This is a genomic window from Arthrobacter sp. JB02-1C (genome assembly GCF_057748045.1).
Window position 1 is genome coordinate 3,637,922 of sequence record NZ_CM173235.1, and the last position, 19,558, is coordinate 3,657,479.

Sequence of the window (19,558 nt, forward strand, 5' to 3'; positions counted from 1 at the left end):
CACGGTACCCGGCTGGTAATCTGGAAGCTGCCCGTCCCGCAGCACAACCCCCAGCGAAGCGAGTTTCATCATGTCCCAGGGTGCCCCCACCGGCGGCAACCGGGCCCCGGCCGTGGCAGTCGCCGGCGCCAAGGAGCAGGCCGCCAAGGAGCAGGCCGGCAAGGAACAGCGCGTGACCAAGCAGCGGGTTGCCGTGGGCGCTGCACTGGATTCCCTGGACGACTTTGTCAGCACGCAGGAACTGCACCGCATCCTGCGGGAGCGTGGCAGTGCCGTCTCCCTCGCCACCTCCTACCGGATCCTGCAGTCGCTCGCCGACGAGGGGCTGGTCGATGTCCTGCGCAACGCCGACGGCGAGGTCGTGTACCGCCGCTGCGCCGTGACCGGGCACCACCACCACCTGCTGTGCCGCAACTGCGGCAAAGCCGTCGAGGTCGAGGCGCCGGCGGTCGAGGCCTGGGCGGCCCGGATCGCGAAAGAGCACGGCTTCACCGCCGTCGAGCACACCGTCGAAATCTTCGGACTGTGCCCCGAGTGCACGGCGCTGGAGGGTGGACAGTAGCGGCACCCGCCGCTCAGTCCTGCCTGAACCGGACCTGGCCGAGCTGGCTGGTGAGCACCAGCTCCGAGGAGTCGAGGTGGCACACCACGGGTTCCTTAAAATAGGCGCTGGCCCAGGATCGGTGGTCCGCCTCCGGGCCGGCGCAGCCGTCCGCCGACTCCGTCATCCTGGCCGGGTCGGGAGACATCCCGAAATCGTCCACCGCGACCGGCACGTTCAGCACGCCGCACGGCATCCGGACCACCATGGTCAACGCGCCGTTCATCCGGTCGAAGCCCAGGTGGAGCGGCGTGGCCGTCAGCCAGTACATGTTTTGGCCGCGCACAGTGCCCCACGTTGAGGTAAAGGTGCGGCAGCTCAGTGCAACGGCCCCGTACACGGGTCCAGGCGCTACCCCCGCTCCAGCCATGCTGGCCGGACACACCGAGGGGGCCGGGGTCGACGTCGTCGGCAGGCTGGACGCCCCCGCCACAATTTTCGGGTCGGCGCCGGGGCCGGTGGGCTGCGCGCCCGGGCCGATGGGTTTCGCGCCGCCGCTCGGCGGGTTCTTCGGCTTGCCCATCACCAGGGTCCAGCGCTCATCGATCCACGAGATTTGGTAGCGGACAGTGCGGGCTTGCCCGTTCTGCGAGGCGGTGACGTTGGCTACCTGCGGAAAGTCGGTGCTGAGGTCGACCTGCCAGGAACCCGGGACCCAGCCGCGGGTGGCGTCCACCAACTGCTCGGCCTCGGGCCGGGCATTGCTGAACACGGGACTGACCAGGCCCTCGATGCGCTCCACTGAGCCTGACACGGCCGCGGCCATGACACTCCGGGCAAACTCCTTCCGGGTGGACAGGTCCGGTTGACGCGGTTCGACACCGCAGGCAGACGCGGCCAAGAGCAGCATCACGACTGCCGCCGCGCGCACGCCGCACCGCAGCATGTTCCGGACCTGATCCCCCATGGCAGCACTGTACGGCATCCCAGCGGCCGGCAGCCGGCGCCCCGAAAGCGGATCGGCCGACGCTCGGGCGGCTGACTCAGGCGGCTGACTCAGGCGGCAGGGGTCAAAGGCCGCAGCACCCGTCCGTTCAGGCCGCGCCGTGCACGGACGCCGCCAATTAAGCGGCACACCACGTAAATCAGGAACGACAGCGTCGTCACGTACGGGCTGATCGGAAGCCTGCCGCCGAGAGCCAGCAGAATGCCGCCCACCGTGGCCGTCACGGCGAAGGTCACGCTGAGCACCACGACCAGCCGGGGCGACGACGTCACCCGCAGGGCCGCGGCAGCCGGCGTGATCAGCAGCGCCAGGACCAGCAGCGCTCCGACGATTTGGATGGAAAGGGCCACGCCGAACCCCAGCAGCAGCATGAAGCCCAGCGCGAGGCCCCTGACCGGCACGCCGCGCGCAGCGGCCACGGCGGGGTCGACGCTCGCGAACGTCAGCGGCCGCCAGATGGCCACGAGCGCCAGCATCACCACGACGGCGGCTCCCGCCAAAACCTGCAGTTGCACGGTCCCGACCGAGACGATCTGGCCGGTCAACAGGCCGAACTTGTTCGCCGCCCGGCCCTCGTAGAGCGAGAGGAACAGGATGCCCAGGCCCAGACCAAACGGCATGATCACGCCGATCGTCGAGTTCTTGTCCCGGGCCCGGACGCCCATGAGGCCCAGCAGGAGCGCCGCGACCACGGACCCGGCCAGCGAACCGAGCACGACGTCGGCGCCGACCAGCAGTGCGAACGCAGCACCGGCGAAGGAAAGCTCGGAAATGCCGTGGACGGCGAAGGCCAGGTCGCGCTTCATCACGAAAGTGCCCACCAGGCCACCGAGCAGGCCCAGCACCGCGCCGGCCCAGATGGAGTTTTGCACCAGGGCCAGCAGTTCGCCGTAGTTTTCGAAGTTGAAAATGGAGTGCAGCACGTTGTCCAGGTCCATTCAGCCCACCTCTCCGGCGACGGCGTGCGCGTCCTCATGGTGGTGGGTGACGGCATCCGGGATGCCCGCCACGATCATCCGTCCGTTGGCGCGGATCACCTCGACCCGGCTGCCGTAAAGCTTGGAGAGCACCTCGGTGGTCATGACTTCCTCCGGGGTGCCGATCCGGAAGCGGCCGCCGGCAAGGTACAGGACCCGGTCAACGTAGTCCATCACCGGGTTGATTTCGTGGGTCACGAACACAACGGCGCTGTCCTGTTCCCGGCATTGGTCGTTGATCAGGGAGCTGACGGCCTGCTGGTGCTGGAGATCCAGCGACAACAGCGGCTCGTCGCAGAGCAGGACCTTCGGGTCCGTGGCCAGGGCCTGCGCCACCCTCAGCCGCTGCTGTTCCCCGCCGGACAGCTGGCCCACCGGGACTTTGGCGTAGTCCAGGGCCCCGACCTGGTCCAGCAGCGTGTCGATCCTGCGGTTGACCTTGGCCCCGTTGAGGCGGATCCCCCACCGGTGGCCGTCGACGCCGAGGCCCACGAGGTCCCGTGCGCGCAGCGGCGTGTCCGGGTCAAAGGATTCCTGTTGCGGGACATAGCCGATCCGCCGGTTGCCCCGGGCGATCGGCTGGCCGTCCAGCAGGGCCGTGCCGGCACTGAGCTCCTGCAGTCCGAGCAGGACTTTGAGGAAGGTCGTCTTGCCGCTGCCGTTGGGGCCGAGCACGGCAAAGAACTCGCCGGGGTTGATGTCCAGGTCCAGGTTCTCCCACAGGGTCCGTTGGCCGAATTTCAGCCCGGCTCCACGGAGGCTGACAACCGGCGTCACGGAGTCTTCGCGCCCTGGTCAAGGGCCTTGGCCAGGTTCTCAACGTTGTCGGACATCCACTGCAGGTAGCTCTTGCCGTCCGGCAGCGTTTCGGCGAAATCGACGACGGGGACGCCGGCGGCTACGGCCGCCGCCTTCAGCGCCTGGGTCTGCGGGCCCTCCGTCTGCGGGTTGTAGGCCAGCAGGCGGATCTTGCCGGACTTGACGACGTCGATCGCGGACCGGAGCACCGCCGGCGGCACGTCCGAGCCTGCTTCGATCGCCGAACTGTATTCCGGCGGGGTCAGGTTCTCGAGGCCGGCGGCTTCCAGCAGGTACAGCGGCACCGGTTCGGTGACGGCCACCCCGCCGTGGTCAGCGGCAGCATGCAAGGCCGCCAGCTTCGTGTCCAGTCCGGTCAGATCCCGCTTCAGGGCGGCGGCGTTGGTCTTGAAATCGGCGGCCGAGGCGGGCTCCAGCGCGGCCAGCCGGTCCGCCAAGGCGTCGGCAAAGCGGCTCATGGCGGCGGTGCTGTACCAGACATGTTCGTTGACCCCGTCGGCGGCGTGGCTGTGGCCGTCGTGGCTGGGGTCCCCGGTAGCGCTGGCGGCCGGCTCCGAGGTAGCGCTGGCGGCCGGCTCCGAGGCGCCGGCCGCTAACCCCGAGACCTCGACCGCGTTAAGCAGGTTTGCCGGGTCCAGCCCGGTGTCACCGGCCAGCTTGGCGAGGAAGTCGTCGTAGCCGCCGCCGTTTTCGACGACCAGTTGGGCCTTGGAAACGGCCAGCTTGTCCTGGCTGGTGGCCTCGTAGGAGTGCGGGTCCTGGCTGGTCCGGCTGATGATCGAAGTGACCCGGACCTTGTCGCCGCCAATGGTCCGGACGATGTCGCCGTACACGCTGGTGGAGGCGACAACGTCCACCACTCCGTCGCCGGAGCCTGCCCGGGCGCTGCCCGGCGTCGGGCCGCAGGCGGTCAGCAGCAGGCTGCTAAGGCCGGCGAGGAACACTGCGGCGGCGGTACGGCGCACGGGAAGACCTCGGATCTGTTATTGAGAAGCGTTAGCAATACAGCAAGTCTACCCCAGATGGGAATGATTCCCATTAGGGCAGACCGCTGCCGGGCCTACTTCTGCCCAAGCCTCCGGTAGTCAGTGGCCTGGGTGGCATCCCGGATCTCCCCGACGAGTTGCTCAATGACATCCTCCAGGAACAGCACTCCCTGGGTATGCCCGTCCGGGCCGATCACCCGGGCGAGGTGGGAGCCGGTGCGCTGCATGACCGACATGGCCTCTTCGATCTCGTCGTCCATCGCGAGGTTGGCCAGCGAACGGATGCGGCTCTCCGCTATCGGGTGCGAGTACCCGGCCTCCGGGATGGGCAGCACGTCCTTAATGTGGAGGTAACCGGCGAGCATCCCGTCCTCGTCCAGCATGGGGAAGCGGGAGAAACCGGTCCGGCTCACCGCCTTCTCGAACTCCTCCGGTGTCGTGGCGGCCTTGAGCATCACCAGTTTTTCCAGCGGGACCATGACCTGGGATGCGGTGTACTCGGAGAACTCCAGGGCACCCGTGATCAGCCCCGCGTCGTCGTCCACCAGTCCGTGCCGGGTGGACTCCTGCACGATGGACTGCACTTCCTCCAGGGTGAAGGAGGACGTCACCTCGGCCTTCGGCTCGATCCGCATCAGCCGCAGAATGTGGTTCGCGGACCAGTTCAGCGCCACAATCGCCGGCTTGACGGCACGGGCAATGTAAATCAGCGGCGGCGCCAGCAGCAGCGCGGCCTTGTCCGCGACGGACACCGAAATGTTTTTCGGCACCATTTCGCCGAACGTCACGTGCAGGAAGGTGACGGCCAGCAACGCCATGGCGAACGCCGCGACGGCGGCAATCTCCACCGGCACGCCCGCCGCTCGCAGCGGGACCGCCAACAGGTGGTGGATTGCGGGCTCCGCGACCTGCAGGATCAGCAGGGAACAGACGGTGATGCCCAACTGGGCGCACGCCAGCATGAGGGAGACGTTTTCCATCGCCCGCAGCGTGGTCTGGGCACGCTTGGAGCCCGCGTCGGCCAGCGGTTCAATCTGGCTGCGGCGCGCGGACATGACGGCAAATTCGGCAGCCACGAAGAAGGCGTTGCCCACCAGGAGTACGGCGAGCCAGAGGAGTCCCAGCCAGTCGCTCATGCTGCACCGGCCGTTCCGGCCGCGTCAATGCGACCTTCGACGCCGCCGTGGCGCTCCGGCGGCGCCGGTTTGAAGCAGATCCGGTCAATCCGGCGTCCGTCCATCCGGGTCACGCTGAGCGTGCCGCCCCCGACGTCGACGGTGTCACCGACGGAGGCGATGCGGCCGAGCTCGCTCATGACATAGCCGCCCACGGTTTCGTAGGCTGACTCGTCCGGCACTCTCAGCCCCGGGATCTGTTCGGAGAGCTCGTCCGGCCGGAGCAGTCCCGGGAAGTACCAGTCCCCCGAGGCGCTTTGCAGCAGCCCCGGCCGGACGCGGTCGTGTTCATCGGCGACTTCCCCGACGATTTCCTCCACGAGGTCCTCCAGCGTGGTGATTCCTGCGGTGCCGCCGTATTCGTCCAGCACCACCGCCAGTTGCAGGTTTCCCTCGCGCAGTTCGGCGAGCAGGCCGTCCAGATGGATAGTTTCGGGCACCCGGAGCACGTCGGTCATGATGGCGCCGGCTTCCAGTTTGTGCCGCCGGTCCGGCGGGACCGCGATGGCCTTTTTGATGTGCACCAGCCCGCGGATGTCGTCCGAGGATTCGCCGATGATGGGAAAGCGGGAGTAGCCCGTGCGCTTGGCCGCCTCCACAATGTCCGAGACCGGCTGGTGGCTGTCGATCGTTTCCACCCGGATCCGGGGCGTCATCACGTCCGCGGCCGTCCGGCCGGAGAACTTCAGCGTGCGGGAGACGAAGTTCGCGGTGCGTTCGTCCAGGGTTCCCATCGCGGCCGAGCGGCGTACCAGGGAAGCCAGCTCCGCCGGAGTGCGGGCCCCGGAAATCTCCTCTTTCGCTTCGAGGCCGAAGACGTTCAGCACCTTGTTGGAGAAGCCGTTGAGCACAATGATGGCCGGCCTGAAGATGGCGGTGAAGACCAGCTGCGGGCGCGCCACGGCCTTGCCCACCGTGAATGACAACGCGATGGCGGCGTTCTTGGGGACCAGCTCGCCAAGCAGCATCGAAAGCAGGGTCGCCAGGGCCATGGCAATGACTAGCGAGACCGAGGTGGCCGCGGCTTCGGGCAGGCCGACGGCACTCAGCGGGCCCTGCAGCAGTTTGCCCACCGACGGCTCCATCACATAACCGGTGAGAAGCGTGGTCAAGGTGATGCCGAGCTGGCAGCTGGAGAGCTGGGTGGAGAGGGACTTGAGGCACTTGAGCAGCGGCGCGGCGGCAGCGTCGCCGTTATCCACGGCCCGTTGAACAGTGGCCTGGTCGAGCGCGACGAGGGAGAATTCCACGGCGACGAAGAAGCCGGTGCCGAGGATGAGGAGCAGTCCTGCTCCGAGCAGGAGCCATTCCACTTAGCGCTCCGCTTTGGACGGCGGGAGCGCGGGCAGGAAAGTTCGTTCCGGCGGAGGATGGTCCGACGTGGCGGACCCTGCTTCGTGGAGGCTGCCGCACTGCTCGGCGGCGGGGAGGTGATGGGCGCGTGAACGGGGTTTGCCGGCTCTGCGGGTGGACTGGGCGGGAACGGGTCGTGTTCCGCGCTGACAGCCCCCAGGCCGGCACCTAGATTTACTGTCCATAAGAATGTCAGTCTACAGGAGCAAGCATCACCAGCTCTGCGGCACGGGCCGTCCTTCCTCGTAGCCCGCCGCGGACTGGATGCCGGCGACGGCCCGCTCGCGGAAGGCTGCCAGATCGGCGGCGCCGGCGTAGCTCATCGAACTCCGGAGCCCGGCGGTGATCATGTCCAGCAGGTCTTCGACCCCGGGGCGGGCGGGATCGATGTACATCCGCGAGGTGGAGATACCCTCCTCGAAGAGCGCCTTGCGGTCCTTTTCGAAGGCCCCTTCGCGCTGGTTGCGGTTCTGCACCGCCCGTGCGGAGGCCATGCCAAAGCTCTCCTTGAAGTGCCGTCCGTTCGCATCGAGCTGCAGGTCACCCGGGCTCTCGTGCGTGCCGGCAAACCAGGAACCGATCATGACCTGGCTCGCACCCGCAGCGAGGGCCAGGGCCACGTCCCGGGGATACCGGACCCCGCCGTCCGCCCAGACCCGGCCGCCGGCGGCGCGCGCCGCGGCCGAGCATTCCAGCACGGCAGAGAACTGCGGGCGGCCCACTGCTGTCATCATCCGCGTGGTGCACATGGCGCCGGGCCCGACGCCGACCTTGACGATGTCCGCGCCGGCCTGGATCAGTTCACGGGTCGCCTCGGCCGTGACGACGTTGCCAGCCACGACGGGGACGCCCGGGCCCAGGCTCCGGACCGCGGCCAGGGCATCGAACATCTTCTGCTGATGGCCGTGGGCGGTGTCCAGTACCAGCACGTCGACGCCGGCGGCGAGCAGCGCCGCGGCCCTCCCGGCGACGTCGCCGTTGATGCCGACAGCCGCGGCGACCTTCAGTGCACCGTCCGCGTCGAGCGAGGGCCGGTACAGCGTGGACCGCAGGGCGCCCTTCCGGGTCAGCACCCCGGCCAACACACCGTCGCGCTGGACGGGGGCGAAATCGGTGCCGGCGGATTCCATCGCGTCGAAAGCCCGCCGGAGCGGCGCCGTCACGGCACCCGCCTCGGTGCCGGCGTCGAACTCGGCGGCATCCAGCACCAGCGGCTGCTGGCGCAGCACCGAGGCAAGCGACGCGAAGCGGTCCTGGCCCTCAAAGTCCGCCGCCCGCACGACGCCGGCGACGGCACCGGCGTCGTCCAGCACCACCACGGCGCCGTGCGGCCGCTTGCCCATCAGGTGCAGCGCGTCGATGACCGTGTCCGAGGCTGACAGGCTGACCGGCGTCTCGATCACGGCGTGGCGTCCTTTAATCCAGGCGGTGACGTCGCGCAGCACCTCCAGGGGCACATCCTGCGGCAGGACGGCCAGTCCGCCGCGGCGCGCCAGCGTCTCCGCCATCCGTTTTCCGGTCACCGCCGTCATGTTGGCCGCCACCAGCGGGATTGTTGAACCGGTGCCGTCATCCGCCGAGAGGTCCACATCGTGCCGGGAGATGACGTCGGAGCGGGACGGCACCAGGAAAATGTCGGAGTAGGTCAGGTCGGTGGTTGGCTCATTCAGAAAACGCACGGCAGCTCCTCGCTGGAAGGGGGATCCCACCGGTGATTCTAGGCGAGCCCGGCGCCCTCCCGGGGACGGCTCCCGCGGCCCGGACTCGGCCTCCCCGGCACGGCCCGATGATTTGAGTCACCCTTATTGGCAGTTTGGTTGGAATCGTCACTAGACTGGCAAAGGTCTGGGTTCACTGGACGCGGAGAACTGGTTCGATTGACGTGCTGCGGCACTGTGGAAACCAGCGGGATTCAAACTCATGGAAGAGGCGTATTTCAAGTGCCAGAGCAGCCTAGCCACCGTCTACCCGAGGAATTTGGCGGAAACGAGTGGCTCGTTGACGAACTGTACGAGCGGTACCAGCAGGACAAGAACACGGTAGACGCCAAATGGTGGCCGCTTTTCGAGTCCTTCGACGCCAGCGACGGTTCTTCGGCCAACGGCGCCTCGGCCACCGCCGTCGCGCACCCCTCAACCCGTGAGCTTCCCGTCGTCCCCCCGGCGGCCGCCGCCCCGCAGGAACCCGCCGCGGCGCCGGCAGCTGCGGCTCCGGCCCCCGCCCAGGCAGCTCCCGCGGCAGCCCCGGCCGGCGAGAAGGCACCCGCCACCGTGGCACGGGACGGCTCCAAGAACGCCGAGCCGGGCGCCGGCACGCAGCCCATCCCGGCCCAGCTGCCCAAGAACATCAAGGCTCCGACCGCCCCGGAGCAGGACGTCGTGTCCGTGCTGCGCGGACCGGCCAAGGCGATCGCCGCCAACATGGTGACCAGCCTGGAAGTCCCCACCGCCACCAGCGTCCGGGCCATCCCGGCCAAGCTGCTGATCGACAACCGTGTGGTCATCAACTCCAACCTGGCCCGCGCCCGCGGCGGCAAGGTCTCCTTCACCCACCTGATCGGCTACGCCGTCATCCGGGCGCTGGCGCAGTTCCCCTCGATGAACGTCTACTACGACGTCATCGACGGCAAGCCCGTGGCCGTCCAGCCCGCGCACGTGAACTTCGGCATCGCCATCGACATGCCCAAGCCGGACGGCAGCCGCCTGCTCATAGTCCCGAACATCAAGAAGGCGGAGACGCTCAACTTCTCCGAGTTCTGGCACACCTACGAGGACCTGATCAAGCGCGCCCGCGCCGGCAAGCTGACCGCGGACGACCACTCCGGCACCACCGTGTCCCTGACCAACCCCGGCGGCATCGGTACCGTACACTCGGTCCCCCGCCTCTCCAAGGGCCAGGCTGCCATCATCGGCGTCGGCGCCCTTGACTACCCGGCCGAGTTCCAGGGCGCCAGCGAAAAGATCATCGCGCAGAACGCCATCAGCAAGGTGCTGACGCTGACCTCCACCTATGACCACCGCGTCATCCAGGGTGCCGGCAGCGGCGAGTTCCTCAAGCTGGTGCACCGGCTCCTGCTCGGCGAGCAGAACTTCTACGACGAGATCTTCGAATCCCTGCGCATCCCCTACGAACCCGTACGGTGGAGCCTCGACCTGCAGGTGGACCCGGCGGACGAGATCAACAAGGTCGCCCGGATCCAGCAGCTGATCCACTCCTTCCGGGTCCGTGGCCACCTGATGGCGGACACCAACCCGCTCGAGTACGTCCAGCGCAAGCACCCTGACCTCGACGTCCTGACCTACGGCCTCACGCTCTGGGATCTCGACCGTGAGTGGCCCACCGGCGGCTTCGGCGGCGCGCCGATGCTCAAATTCCGCGACATCCTGGGCGTGCTGCGCGACGCGTACTGCCGCACCACCGGCATCGAGTACATGCACATCCAGGACCCCGCCGAGCGCAAGTGGTTCCAGGACCAGCTCGAGCACCCCTACTCCAAGCCGAGCCGTGACGAACAGCTCCGGATTGTCTCCAAGCTGAACGCCGCGGAGGCGTTCGAGACGTTCCTGCAGACGAAGTTCGTGGGCCAGAAGCGCTTCTCGCTCGAGGGCGGCGAATCGCTGATTCCGCTGCTCGACGCCATCATCTCCGACGCCGCCGACGACGGGCTCGACGAGGTCGCCATCGGCATGGCGCACCGGGGCCGGCTCAACGTCCTCACCAACATCGCCGGCAAGACCTACGCCCAGGTGTTCCGCGAATTCGAGGGCACCCAGGACCCCCGGTCGGTCCAGGGCTCGGGCGACGTCAAGTACCACCTCGGCACCGAGGGCACCTTCACCTCGGACAGCGGCAAGGAGACCAAGGTCTACCTCGCCGCGAACCCCTCCCACCTGGAGGCCGTCGACTCGGTCCTCGAGGGCATCGTCCGGGCCAAGCAGGACCGCCTGGACCAGGGCGAGTCCTTCCCCGTGCTGCCGATCATGGTGCACGGCGATGCAGCCTTCGCCGGCCAGGGCGTCGTCGCGGAAACCCTGAACCTCTCGCAGCTGCGCGGTTACCGCACCGGCGGCACGATCCACGTCGTGGTCAACAACCAGGTCGGCTTCACCACGGCGCCGTCCTCCTCGCGGTCGTCCACCTACTCCACGGACGTCGCCAAGATGATCCAGGCGCCGGTGTTCCACGTGAACGGCGACGACCCGGAGGCCGTGGTCCGGATCGGCCAGCTCGCCTATGAGTTCCGCCAGCGCTTCCACAAGGACGTCGTCATCGACATGGTCTGCTACCGCCGTCGGGGCCACAACGAGGGCGACGACCCCTCGATGACGCAGCCGCTGATGTACAACCTGATCGAGGCCAAGCGGTCCGTCCGCAAGCTGTACACCGAGTCGCTGATCGGCCGCGGCGACATCACCGAGGAAGAAGCCGAGCAGCTGCTCCGCGACTACCAGGAACGGCTCGAGCGGGTCTTCGCCGAAACACATGCCGCCCAGACCTCACCGATTCCGATCATTACCGCCGACTCCGCTGCCATTTCCGATCTGGAGCGGCCCTCGGCCCAGCAGTCGGATACGGGGATCCGGGTGCCGGAATCGACCGCCATCAGCGCCGAGACGCTGGCACGGATCGGCAAGGCCCACGTCGAGTTCCCGGAGGGCTTCACGGTCCACGCAAAGCTCAAGCAGCTGCTCGAGAAGCGTGAACTGATGTCCCGCGAGGGCGGCATCGACTGGGGCTTCGGCGAACTCGCCGCGTTCGGGTCGCTCACCATGGAGGGTGTGCCGGTCCGGCTGGCCGGCCAGGACTCGCGCCGCGGCACCTTCGTGCAGCGCCACGCCGTTTTCCACGACCGCGCCAACGGAGACGAGTGGACTCCGCTCGCCAACCTTTCGGACGACCAGGCGAAGCTGTGGATCTACGACTCGCTGTTGTCCGAATACGCGGCGATGGGCTTCGAGTACGGCTACTCGGTCGAGCGGCCCGACGCCCTGGTGCTCTGGGAAGCGCAGTTCGGCGACTTCGTCAACGGTGCGCAGACCATCATCGACGAGTTCATCTCCTCGGCCGAGCAGAAATGGGGCCAGCGCTCCTCGCTGGTGCTGATGCTGCCGCACGGCTACGAAGGCCAGGGCCCGGACCACTCCTCGGCCCGGATTGAGCGCTTCCTGCAGCTTTGCGCCGAGGACAACATGATCGTGGCGAACCCGACCACGCCGGCGTCGCATTTCCACCTGCTCCGCCGCCAGGCGTACAGCAGGCCGCGCAAGCCGCTGATCATCTTCACGCCGAAGCAGCTGCTGCGCCTCAAGGCGGCGGCGTCCTCGGTGGAAGATTTCACCACGGGTGCGTTCCGTCCGGTGATCCCGGAGCATGAGCAGCTGAACAACGACGCCGTCGACCGTGTCCTGCTGGTGTCGGGCCGGCTCTACTACGACCTGCTGTCCACCCGGCAGAAGACCGGCGACACCACGACCGCGCTGATCCGGGTCGAGCAGCTTTACCCGCTGCCCGCGGCCGAGATCGCCGCCGAACTCGCGAAGTACCCGAACGCCGAAGTGGTGTGGGCGCAGGACGAGCCGGCCAACCAGGGACCGTGGCCGTTCATCGGCCTGAACCTGCCGGACGCCCTGGACCGCCGCGTGCGGCTCGTGGCACGGCCGGCGTCGGCGGCCACCGCCGCCGGGTCCATGAAGCGCCATGCCGCCGAGCAGGATACCCTGCTCAAACAGGCCTTCGCACGTAAGTAACAACGGGCTGCCCGGCCGGCGTCGAACCCACGACTCCGGCCGGGCAGCGTCGTTTAAGCCACCAGCCGGGCCGAACCCGGGCCTGATCCGGCAATGGAATGAAGAGGTAGTCGTGGAAGATCGGAAGCTGCGCATCGCAGCCGTTGGAGATGAGTTGCTGGCCGGCCTGGGCGACCCGCGGGCGCTGGGCTGGCTGGGCCGGGTCCTGGCCCGCACCCCGCAGGACGGGCTGACCCTTGAGAGCTACTCGCTGCCCTGCCCGCAGGAAGGCACCGAGGGACTCGCGGACCGCTGGCTGGAAGAGGCGGGGCGGCGGTTCGGCGCGCAGTACGAGAACCGGCTCGTCATCGGGCTGTCCGGCCGGGACATCGAGTTCGGGCTCTCCACCGCCCGGAGCCGGCTCAACCTCGCGAACATCCTCGATTCGGCGACGCAGAACCGCATCGAGGTCTTCGTGGTCGGTCCGCCGCCCACCCTGGATCCTGCCCAGAACCGCCGGCTCGGCGAGCTGAACACCGCCTTCGCCGATGTCACCACGCGGCGCAAGCACCTGTACGTGGACACCTTCTCCCCGCTGCTCAACCACGAACAGTGGCGGCAGGACCTTGCCGCCAACGGCGGCACTCCGGGTCAGGCGGGCTATGGCCTGATGGCGTGGCTCGTGCTGCACCGCGGCTGGTTCCAGTGGCTCGGGATGGACGCCCCGGCCTGACCCCAGCTGTTCTTCACGATATATCTTGACCTCGGCCGCGCCGCGTTATAGCGTGTCTGCATAGTCGCGATATATCGCAGGCGGCGGCCGCCGGTGCGATCGATCGCTCCGTCCGCCCCGGAGGAACCATGGAACAGAACGAATGGACCGTCACCGGTCCGCAGACCATCGACGTCGACGGCGTCCGCTCGCTCAAGCTCGGCATCGTCCGCGGACGCTTCGACGTCGTCAGCCACGACGAGGACGTGGTCCGGCTGGAGATCTCCGAGATCGAGGGCGACCCGCTGGCGGTCAGCCTGACCGACGGCCGCCTTGAGGTGCGGCACCAGCTGCACGGCCCGCAAGGCTGGTTCAAGAACCTGATGGGTACGGTCAGCAACAACTCGACCAACTCGGTGGTGATCAGCATCGCCGTTCCGGCCGGCGTCGACGTCGAAACCGGCAGCGTCAGCGGTGACGGGATGGTTTCCGGCGTCGCCGGCCACACCCGGCTGAACACCGTCTCCGGTTCAGTCCTGGCGGACGGGACATCCGGCGAACTCGCAGTGAGCACCGTCAGCGGCGAGGTGATCGCCCGCAACCACCACGGCGTCCTGACGGCCAAGAGCGTCTCCGGCGAGGTCACGGCCTCGGGTGAGTTCAGCAATATCCGCGCCAACACCGTCAGCGGCGACCTCAGCTTCGACCTGCACGGCTTTACCCAGGACTTCGGCGCGAACTCGGTGTCCGGCGATGTCACCATCCGGTTGCCGCACGATGTCGGAGTGGACATCATCGCGAAATCGGCCAGCGGCGCCGTCGTGATCGACGACCAGAAATACGCCCAGCCCGGCGGAACCGTGCAGACCATCGCCGGGCCGGACGCGAAACTGATGCTGGTGCGGACCAACTCCGTCTCCGGCAAGACCTCGATCTTCCACGCCCGGCCTGCTGCGGACAACGAAGCGGGGCTCTGATGCCTGCGGTCTTCGCCCACGGCGCGCTGCGCCTGTATCTGCTGGCGCTGCTGGAGTCGGGCCCAAAGCACGGCTACGAACTGATCAAGGCGCTCAGCGAACGCTTCGGCGGCACGTACTCCCCCAGCGCCGGCACCATCTACCCGAGGCTGGCTAAACTCGAGGAGGAGGGCCTTGTGGCCACCCAGACCGAGGGCCGGCGCACCAACTACAGCATCACGGCGGCCGGCCTGGTGGAGCTCGAGAACCGGCGGGAAGAACTCGCCGGCGTCGAGAACGACATATCGGCCTCAGTCCGGCGGCTCGCGGACCAGCTGCGACAGGACATCCGGGTCAACATGCAGGGACTGCGGGCGGACCTGGCGGCGACGGCGGAGGCCGCCCGGGCCACGGCCCGCAACACCACGGTGCCCGCGGGGGCCCGCTACTCGAAGGAGAGCGACCGCAGGCTTCGTGAGGCGGAGATGCTGGTGCAGTCCTTCCGGGACGACGTCCGGATCGAACTCCGGCGTCACGCCGGGGCCGCACCTATCACCCCGGTCACCCTGGAGACCGTCAAAACAGTCCTTAACCAGGCCCGGATCTCGATCCGGAACTCGCTGGAGGGATGAGCGTCCCCGCCCGCAGGCCGCCTCCCGGTTCGCGGCCGGTCCCCCGATGTGCGAAACTTGAGGGCAGCTCTTTTGAGTACCACAATTAAGGAGGCCAACTATGAGCAAGCGTGCACGCAAACGTCGTGACCGTAAGCGTGGCGGCGCGAACCACGGTAAGCGCCCCAACACCTAAGCTACGGTTTGGATTACCAGCTTTAAGCGGAAGACCCCGGCAGCCTCACGGCTCCCGGGGTCTTTCGCTGTCCTGCCTGTAGCGCTGGCTCGGTCGCGGTCAGGCGTCGGCTTCGACTGGCCGGATCGAATGGATGCGGTCCAGGATCGAGTTCTTGAGGTTCTCCGGGGCCGCCTCCGTGCAGGACCGCTTGACCATCACCCGGATGAGGCACTCAAGGTCATACTCATCGTGGCATTCGGGGCACCCGTCGAGGTGCTCCTTGATTTCGGCGATATCGTCGTGCGTGAGGGCGCCGTCGAGGTACTCATAGATGCGCTGCATCCGGGTGTCGTCGCAGTCGCCCAGTCCCTGGCAGTCGCTCATTTCCTGTTCTCCTGATGGTTGCTGTCGGCCGCTGCGGCGGTACTCCGCGCGGCCCTGAATCCCCGCTCGGCCGCATAGTCGGCCAGCATGTCCCGCAGCATCTTCCGGCCGCGGTGCAACCGGGACATGACGGTCCCGATCGGGGTGTTCATGATGTCTGAGATTTCCTTGTAGGCGAAGCCCTCCACGTCGGCGAAATACACAGCCAGCCGGAATTCCTCCGGAATCGACTGCAGGGCCCGCTTGACGTCCGAATCGGGCAGGTGGTCCAGCGCTTCGGCCTCGGCAGAGCGCAACCCCATGGAGGTGTGCGACCCGGCCCGGGCAAGCTGCCAGTCCTCGATGGTGTCCGAGTTCGATTGCAGCGGCTCACGCTGCCGCTTGCGGTACAGGTTGATGTACGTGTTCGTGAGGATCCGGTACAGCCAGGCCTTGAGGTTGGTCCCCGGCTTGTACTGATGGAACGCGGAGAACGCCTTGGTGTACGCCTCCTGGACCAGGTCCTCGGCATCGGCAGGGTTGCGGGCCATCCGCATGGCAGCCGAGTACAGCTGGTCCACGTACTGCATCGCGTCGCGCTCGAAGCGGATGCGCCGCTCGTCCGGGGTTTCGGCTGCGGTGTCCAGCGGGTTGCCGGTGCCGTCCGCGGCCACGGTTTCCTCCGCGGCCCGGTCCGCGCCGGCACTGCCGGCTGCTGGCTGGTCGCTCTTGGCGTCGTCGTTTCCGGCAACATCGTGCGTGGCCGCGAGGGCCGGATCCTTGGTGCTCATCGCGCCCAAGTCTACTGGCAGTCGCGGGCCGGCGCTCAAAACCCCGCTCAGAGCGAGGGCCAAGGGATCCGCGGGGACTGCGTCAAGCAGCCCGGGTTCTTTTAGCAAAACCAAACCTCCGCCTTCCTGCACCGCGCGCACCGACCGCCGTGCCGTTGATTTCCTGCGTTTGACCTGCCATTCACAACCGCGCGCGACGGGCAAATATTCCGTAAAAGTGCAAGACTAGAACCGGTTCTCCCGCACAGCACCCGCGGTTCGTCCATCCAGGAGGAAACTCATGTCGCTTGTCCGCTTTCTCGCCCGCCCCATGCTCGCCTCCAGTTTCGTGCTCGCCGGCCTGGACAAGCTTCGGAACGCGGATGACACTGCGACCCAGCTGTCTCCCCTGCTGCGCCGCGCCGCCGAGTCCCTGCCGTTCCAAACCGACGAAAAGGTCCTGGCCCGCGTGATCGGTGGCACCCAGGTGGGCGCCGGCGTCTGCTTCGCGCTGGGCAAGTCCGCCCGGCTCGCTGCCACGGTGCTCGCCGTGATCTCCGCGCTCAACGGCTTCGTTGAATGGCGCAGCGCGGACATCTCCTCCAAGGAAGGCCGCGACGCCCGCCGCAAGCAGCTGCTGAAGAACGTCTCACTGACCGGCGGGGTGCTGCTGGCTTCGGTGGACACGGCCGGCCGGCCGAGCCTGGCCTGGCGCGCCGAGCACCTGGCCTCGGATGCCCGCAAGACCACCGCGCACCTGGCCTCGGATGCCCGCAGGGTGACCAACAAGAAGCTCAAGAAGGCCGACAAGGCCGTCCGCAAGGCCGTCGATCACGCGGTAGGAGCCTAAACCCGTAATGACTGGCACCACCCCCGCCGCAGCGGTCCGCTCCGTTCCCGCCAGCGGCGGTCAGCTGTGGCCCGCGCCGTTCGCGGACCGGCCCGTTGACGCCACCGTCACGGTTCCGGCGTCCAAATCCCTGACCAACCGCTACCTGGTTCTGGCCGCTCTCGCGGACGGACCCTCACGGCTGCGCGCTCCCCTGCACTCGCGGGACTCGGCACTGATGATCGAGGCCTTGCGGCACCTCGGCGCCACCGTCACGGAACTGCCCGGCGACGGCGACGGCGGCCCGGACCTGCAGATCACCCCCATCAGCCCTGATGCGGGCGGCGCGGACACCGCGATCGACTGCGGCCTGGCCGGGACCGTCATGCGCTTCGTGCCGCCGCTGGCGGCGTTGCGCCGGGGCACGGCCGTCTTCGACGGCGACCCGCATGCCCGCCTGCGGCCGATGGGCGCGATCATCGAGGCCCTCGCCGGCCTCGGCGTAGCGGTCGGCGCCCCCGACGGCGGGCCGGCGTCGTCCCTGCCGTTCACGGTCACAGGTAGCGGAACAGTCCCCGGAGGGCATCTGGTCATCGATGCCAGCGCCTCCTCCCAGTTCGTCTCCGCCCTGCTGCTCGTCGGCGCCCGCTTCACCCAAGGGCTGCACCTCGAACACCGCAGCCGCGAGCACCCCGGCGCACCGGTCCCGAGCCTGGACCACATCAGCATGACCGTGGCCGTGCTGCGCAGCGTCGGCGTCGGCGTGGACGACTCCGTGGCCAACCACTGGATCGTCGCACCGGGGCCGATCCGCGCCTTCGACCGGCGGATCGAGCAGGACCTGTCCAACGCCGGCCCGTTCCTCGCCGCCGCGCTCGCCACCCGCGGCACCGTCCGGATCCCCGGCTGGCCCGCGGAGACCACCCAGGTGGGCGACCTGTGGCGCAGCATCCTCGCGGCCATGGGCGCCACGGTCACGCTGGCGGACGGCACCCTGACCGTCACCGGCGGCCAGGAGATCAAGGGCGGCACCTTTGCCGACACCAGCGAGCTGGCACCCACCGTCGCCGCGCTGTGCGCCCTCGCCGGCAGCCCCTCCACCCTCACCGGCATCGCGCACCTGCGCGGGCATGAGACCGACCGGCTGGCGGCCCTGGTGGCGGAGATCAACCGCCTCGGCGGTGATGCCGAGGAAACCGCCGACGGGCTCGTGATCCGCCCGGCCCGGCTGCACGGCGGCGTGGTGCGCAGCTACGCGGACCACCGGATGGCCACCGCCGGCGCCATCCTGGGCCTCGCCGTCCCCGGCGTGGAAATCGAAGACATCGCCACCACGGCCAAGACCATGCCGAACTTCCCGCAGTTGTGGACCGCCATGCTCGGCCGGGACACCACCGCAGACAGCGAAGCCGCCAGTGGCCCGCAGCACTGACTCGTGGGATGAGTCGGATGTCCGGATCCGGCCGAACAAGAAGGGCTCGCGGCCGCGCACGAAGGACCGGCCCAGCCACGACGACGCCGTCACCGGCCGGATCGTCACGGTGGACCGCGGACGCTACACCGCCGTCGTGGGCGAAGGGACCGGGAGCGAGCGTACGGTCATCGCGGCACGCGCCCGGGAACTTCGCCGCAACCCGGTCGTCGCAGGCGATTTTGTCTCGCTCGTGGGTGACGTCACCGGCGAGCCCCACACCCTCGCCCGGCTGGTCAAAATCCAGGACCGGATCACCCTGCTGCGGCGCAGCGCGGACGACACCGACCCGATCGAACGCGCCGTCGTCGCCAATGCCGACCAGTTGGTCATCGTGGTCGCGGCCGCAAACCCGGAGCCGCGCACCGGTTTCATTGACCGGGCCCTGGTCGCCGCCTTCGACGCCGGCATCGACCCGCTGCTCCTCGTCACCAAGGCGGACGTCAAGGATCCTGCCGAGCTGCTGGCGAACTACAAACACCTGGATTTCCCGGTGATCATCTCGCGGACCGCGGATTCGGCCGCTTCCGGTATTGACGCGCGTTCCGACGACGGCCTGTCCGCCCGGCTGGACAGGGCCGCGGTGTCCCAGCTGCGGGCCCGGCTGGACGGCAAGGTCACCGTGATGCTCGGCCACTCCGGCGTCGGCAAGTCCACCATGGTGAACGCCCTCACCGGCGCCGAGCGGGCCACCGGCGGCGTGAACGCGGTCACCGGCAGGGGCCGGCACACCTCGTCCTCCGCGTTGGCTCTTAAAGTCAGTGATGCGCCCGCCGGCAGCTGGATCATTGACACCCCCGGGATCCGTTCCTTCGGCCTGGCCCACGTGGACCCGGACCGGATCCTGCGTTCCTTCCCGGACCTGTCCCCCGGCACCGAAGACTGCGAACGGGGCTGCAAGCACGACGCGGCCGCCGTCAACTGCGGCGTGGATGCCTGGGTGCAGGGCGGGCACGCCGGCCCGTCCGGACCCGCACGGCTCGCCTCGCTCCGCCGGCTGCTGGGCAGCGATCCGCGGCTGGAAGCGCAGGAATCGAAGGAACTCGGCAGCGTCTCCTGAGCGTTTCTCCCCGGCACCCTGCGAC

At 68.3% G+C, this 19,558-nt stretch carries 18 protein-coding genes; 9 read left to right on the forward strand and 9 right to left on the reverse strand.

Going from position 1 to position 19,558, the window contains the following annotated elements; translation table 11 throughout:
* Positions 1–70 precede the first annotated feature (70 nt).
* Positions 71–562, forward strand: coding sequence for a Fur family transcriptional regulator (locus AC3ANP_RS17020; RefSeq protein ID WP_488331291.1), 492 nt, complete (start codon positions 71–73; stop codon positions 560–562).
* 13 nt (positions 563–575) lie between these two features.
* Here AC3ANP_RS17020 and AC3ANP_RS17025 read toward each other — a convergent pair whose 3' ends face one another.
* The 7 genes from AC3ANP_RS17025 to guaB1 all read right to left on the reverse strand — a co-directional run bounded on the left by AC3ANP_RS17025 (position 576) and on the right by guaB1 (position 8,536).
* On the reverse strand, positions 576–1,508 hold the full coding sequence (locus AC3ANP_RS17025) for a hypothetical protein (RefSeq protein ID WP_488331292.1): 933 nt from the start codon (positions 1,506–1,508) through the stop codon (positions 576–578).
* Between the two features lie 89 nt (positions 1,509–1,597).
* Positions 1,598–2,485, reverse strand: coding sequence for a metal ABC transporter permease (locus AC3ANP_RS17030; RefSeq protein WP_488331293.1), 888 nt, complete (start codon positions 2,483–2,485; stop codon positions 1,598–1,600).
* A complete protein-coding gene (locus tag AC3ANP_RS17035) occupies positions 2,486–3,301 on the reverse strand; it encodes a metal ABC transporter ATP-binding protein (protein ID WP_488331294.1) in 816 nt (271 codons plus the stop codon). It lies immediately after the preceding gene.
* Complete coding sequence (locus AC3ANP_RS17040) at positions 3,298–4,308, reverse strand: metal ABC transporter solute-binding protein, Zn/Mn family (RefSeq protein ID WP_488331295.1); 1,011 nt, start codon at positions 4,306–4,308, stop codon at positions 3,298–3,300. Before AC3ANP_RS17040 ends, AC3ANP_RS17035 begins: the two co-directional genes overlap by 4 nt.
* 95 nt (positions 4,309–4,403) lie before the next feature.
* Complete coding sequence (locus AC3ANP_RS17045; RefSeq protein WP_488331296.1) at positions 4,404–5,465, reverse strand: hemolysin family protein; 1,062 nt, start codon at positions 5,463–5,465, stop codon at positions 4,404–4,406.
* Positions 5,462–6,817 (reverse strand): hemolysin family protein, encoded by a 1,356-nt coding sequence (locus AC3ANP_RS17050; protein ID WP_488331297.1) that lies wholly within the window; start codon positions 6,815–6,817, stop codon positions 5,462–5,464. Before AC3ANP_RS17050 ends, AC3ANP_RS17045 begins: the two co-directional genes overlap by 4 nt.
* Before the next feature lie 252 nt (positions 6,818–7,069).
* Positions 7,070–8,536, reverse strand: coding sequence for a GMP reductase (gene guaB1, locus AC3ANP_RS17055; protein ID WP_488331298.1), 1,467 nt, complete (start codon positions 8,534–8,536; stop codon positions 7,070–7,072).
* A gap of 261 nt (positions 8,537–8,797) precedes the next feature.
* On the opposite strand from guaB1, the gene AC3ANP_RS17060 reads away from it, so the two are divergent.
* The 5 genes from AC3ANP_RS17060 (at position 8,798) to AC3ANP_RS17080 (ending at position 15,058) form a co-directional block, all read left to right on the forward strand.
* A complete protein-coding gene (locus tag AC3ANP_RS17060; protein ID WP_488331299.1) occupies positions 8,798–12,604 on the forward strand; it encodes a multifunctional oxoglutarate decarboxylase/oxoglutarate dehydrogenase thiamine pyrophosphate-binding subunit/dihydrolipoyllysine-residue succinyltransferase subunit in 3,807 nt (1,268 codons plus the stop codon).
* Between the two features lie 112 nt (positions 12,605–12,716).
* Positions 12,717–13,316 carry a GDSL-type esterase/lipase family protein gene (locus AC3ANP_RS17065; RefSeq protein WP_488331300.1) on the forward strand — a complete coding sequence of 200 codons (600 nt, stop codon included), beginning with the start codon at positions 12,717–12,719 and terminating at the stop codon, positions 13,314–13,316.
* A 128-nt stretch (positions 13,317–13,444) separates the two neighbouring features.
* Positions 13,445–14,272 carry a DUF4097 family beta strand repeat-containing protein gene (locus tag AC3ANP_RS17070; protein ID WP_488331301.1) on the forward strand — a complete coding sequence of 276 codons (828 nt, stop codon included), beginning with the start codon at positions 13,445–13,447 and terminating at the stop codon, positions 14,270–14,272.
* A complete protein-coding gene (locus AC3ANP_RS17075) occupies positions 14,272–14,883 on the forward strand; it encodes a PadR family transcriptional regulator (RefSeq protein ID WP_488331302.1) in 612 nt (203 codons plus the stop codon). Before AC3ANP_RS17070 ends, AC3ANP_RS17075 begins: the two co-directional genes overlap by 1 nt.
* Before the next feature lie 100 nt (positions 14,884–14,983).
* Positions 14,984–15,058, forward strand: a complete 75-nt coding sequence (locus tag AC3ANP_RS17080; RefSeq protein ID WP_369299106.1) for a 50S ribosomal protein bL37 — start codon at positions 14,984–14,986, stop codon at positions 15,056–15,058.
* A 99-nt stretch (positions 15,059–15,157) separates the two neighbouring features.
* Here AC3ANP_RS17080 and rsrA read toward each other — a convergent pair whose 3' ends face one another.
* Together rsrA and AC3ANP_RS17090 are read right to left on the reverse strand one after the other, a co-directional pair.
* A complete protein-coding gene (rsrA, locus tag AC3ANP_RS17085) occupies positions 15,158–15,424 on the reverse strand; it encodes a mycothiol system anti-sigma-R factor (RefSeq protein ID WP_488331303.1) in 267 nt (88 codons plus the stop codon).
* The gene (locus tag AC3ANP_RS17090; protein WP_488333100.1) at positions 15,421–16,257 is read right to left on the reverse strand and encodes a sigma-70 family RNA polymerase sigma factor; all 837 of its coding nucleotides are present in this window, start codon (positions 16,255–16,257) and stop codon (positions 15,421–15,423) included. Before AC3ANP_RS17090 ends, rsrA begins: the two co-directional genes overlap by 4 nt.
* Before the next feature lie 217 nt (positions 16,258–16,474).
* On the opposite strand from AC3ANP_RS17090, the gene AC3ANP_RS17095 reads away from it, so the two are divergent.
* The 3 genes from AC3ANP_RS17095 to rsgA are packed head-to-tail and all read left to right on the forward strand — an operon-like array spanning position 16,475 to position 19,533.
* Complete coding sequence (locus AC3ANP_RS17095) at positions 16,475–17,023, forward strand: DoxX family protein (protein ID WP_488331304.1); 549 nt, start codon at positions 16,475–16,477, stop codon at positions 17,021–17,023.
* A 7-nt stretch (positions 17,024–17,030) separates the two neighbouring features.
* Complete coding sequence (gene aroA / locus AC3ANP_RS17100; RefSeq protein ID WP_488331305.1) at positions 17,031–18,434, forward strand: 3-phosphoshikimate 1-carboxyvinyltransferase; 1,404 nt, start codon at positions 17,031–17,033, stop codon at positions 18,432–18,434.
* Positions 18,418–19,533 (forward strand): ribosome small subunit-dependent GTPase A, encoded by a 1,116-nt coding sequence (gene rsgA, locus AC3ANP_RS17105; protein WP_488331306.1) that lies wholly within the window; start codon positions 18,418–18,420, stop codon positions 19,531–19,533. Before aroA ends, rsgA begins: the two co-directional genes overlap by 17 nt.
* Positions 19,534–19,558 lie beyond the last annotated feature (25 nt).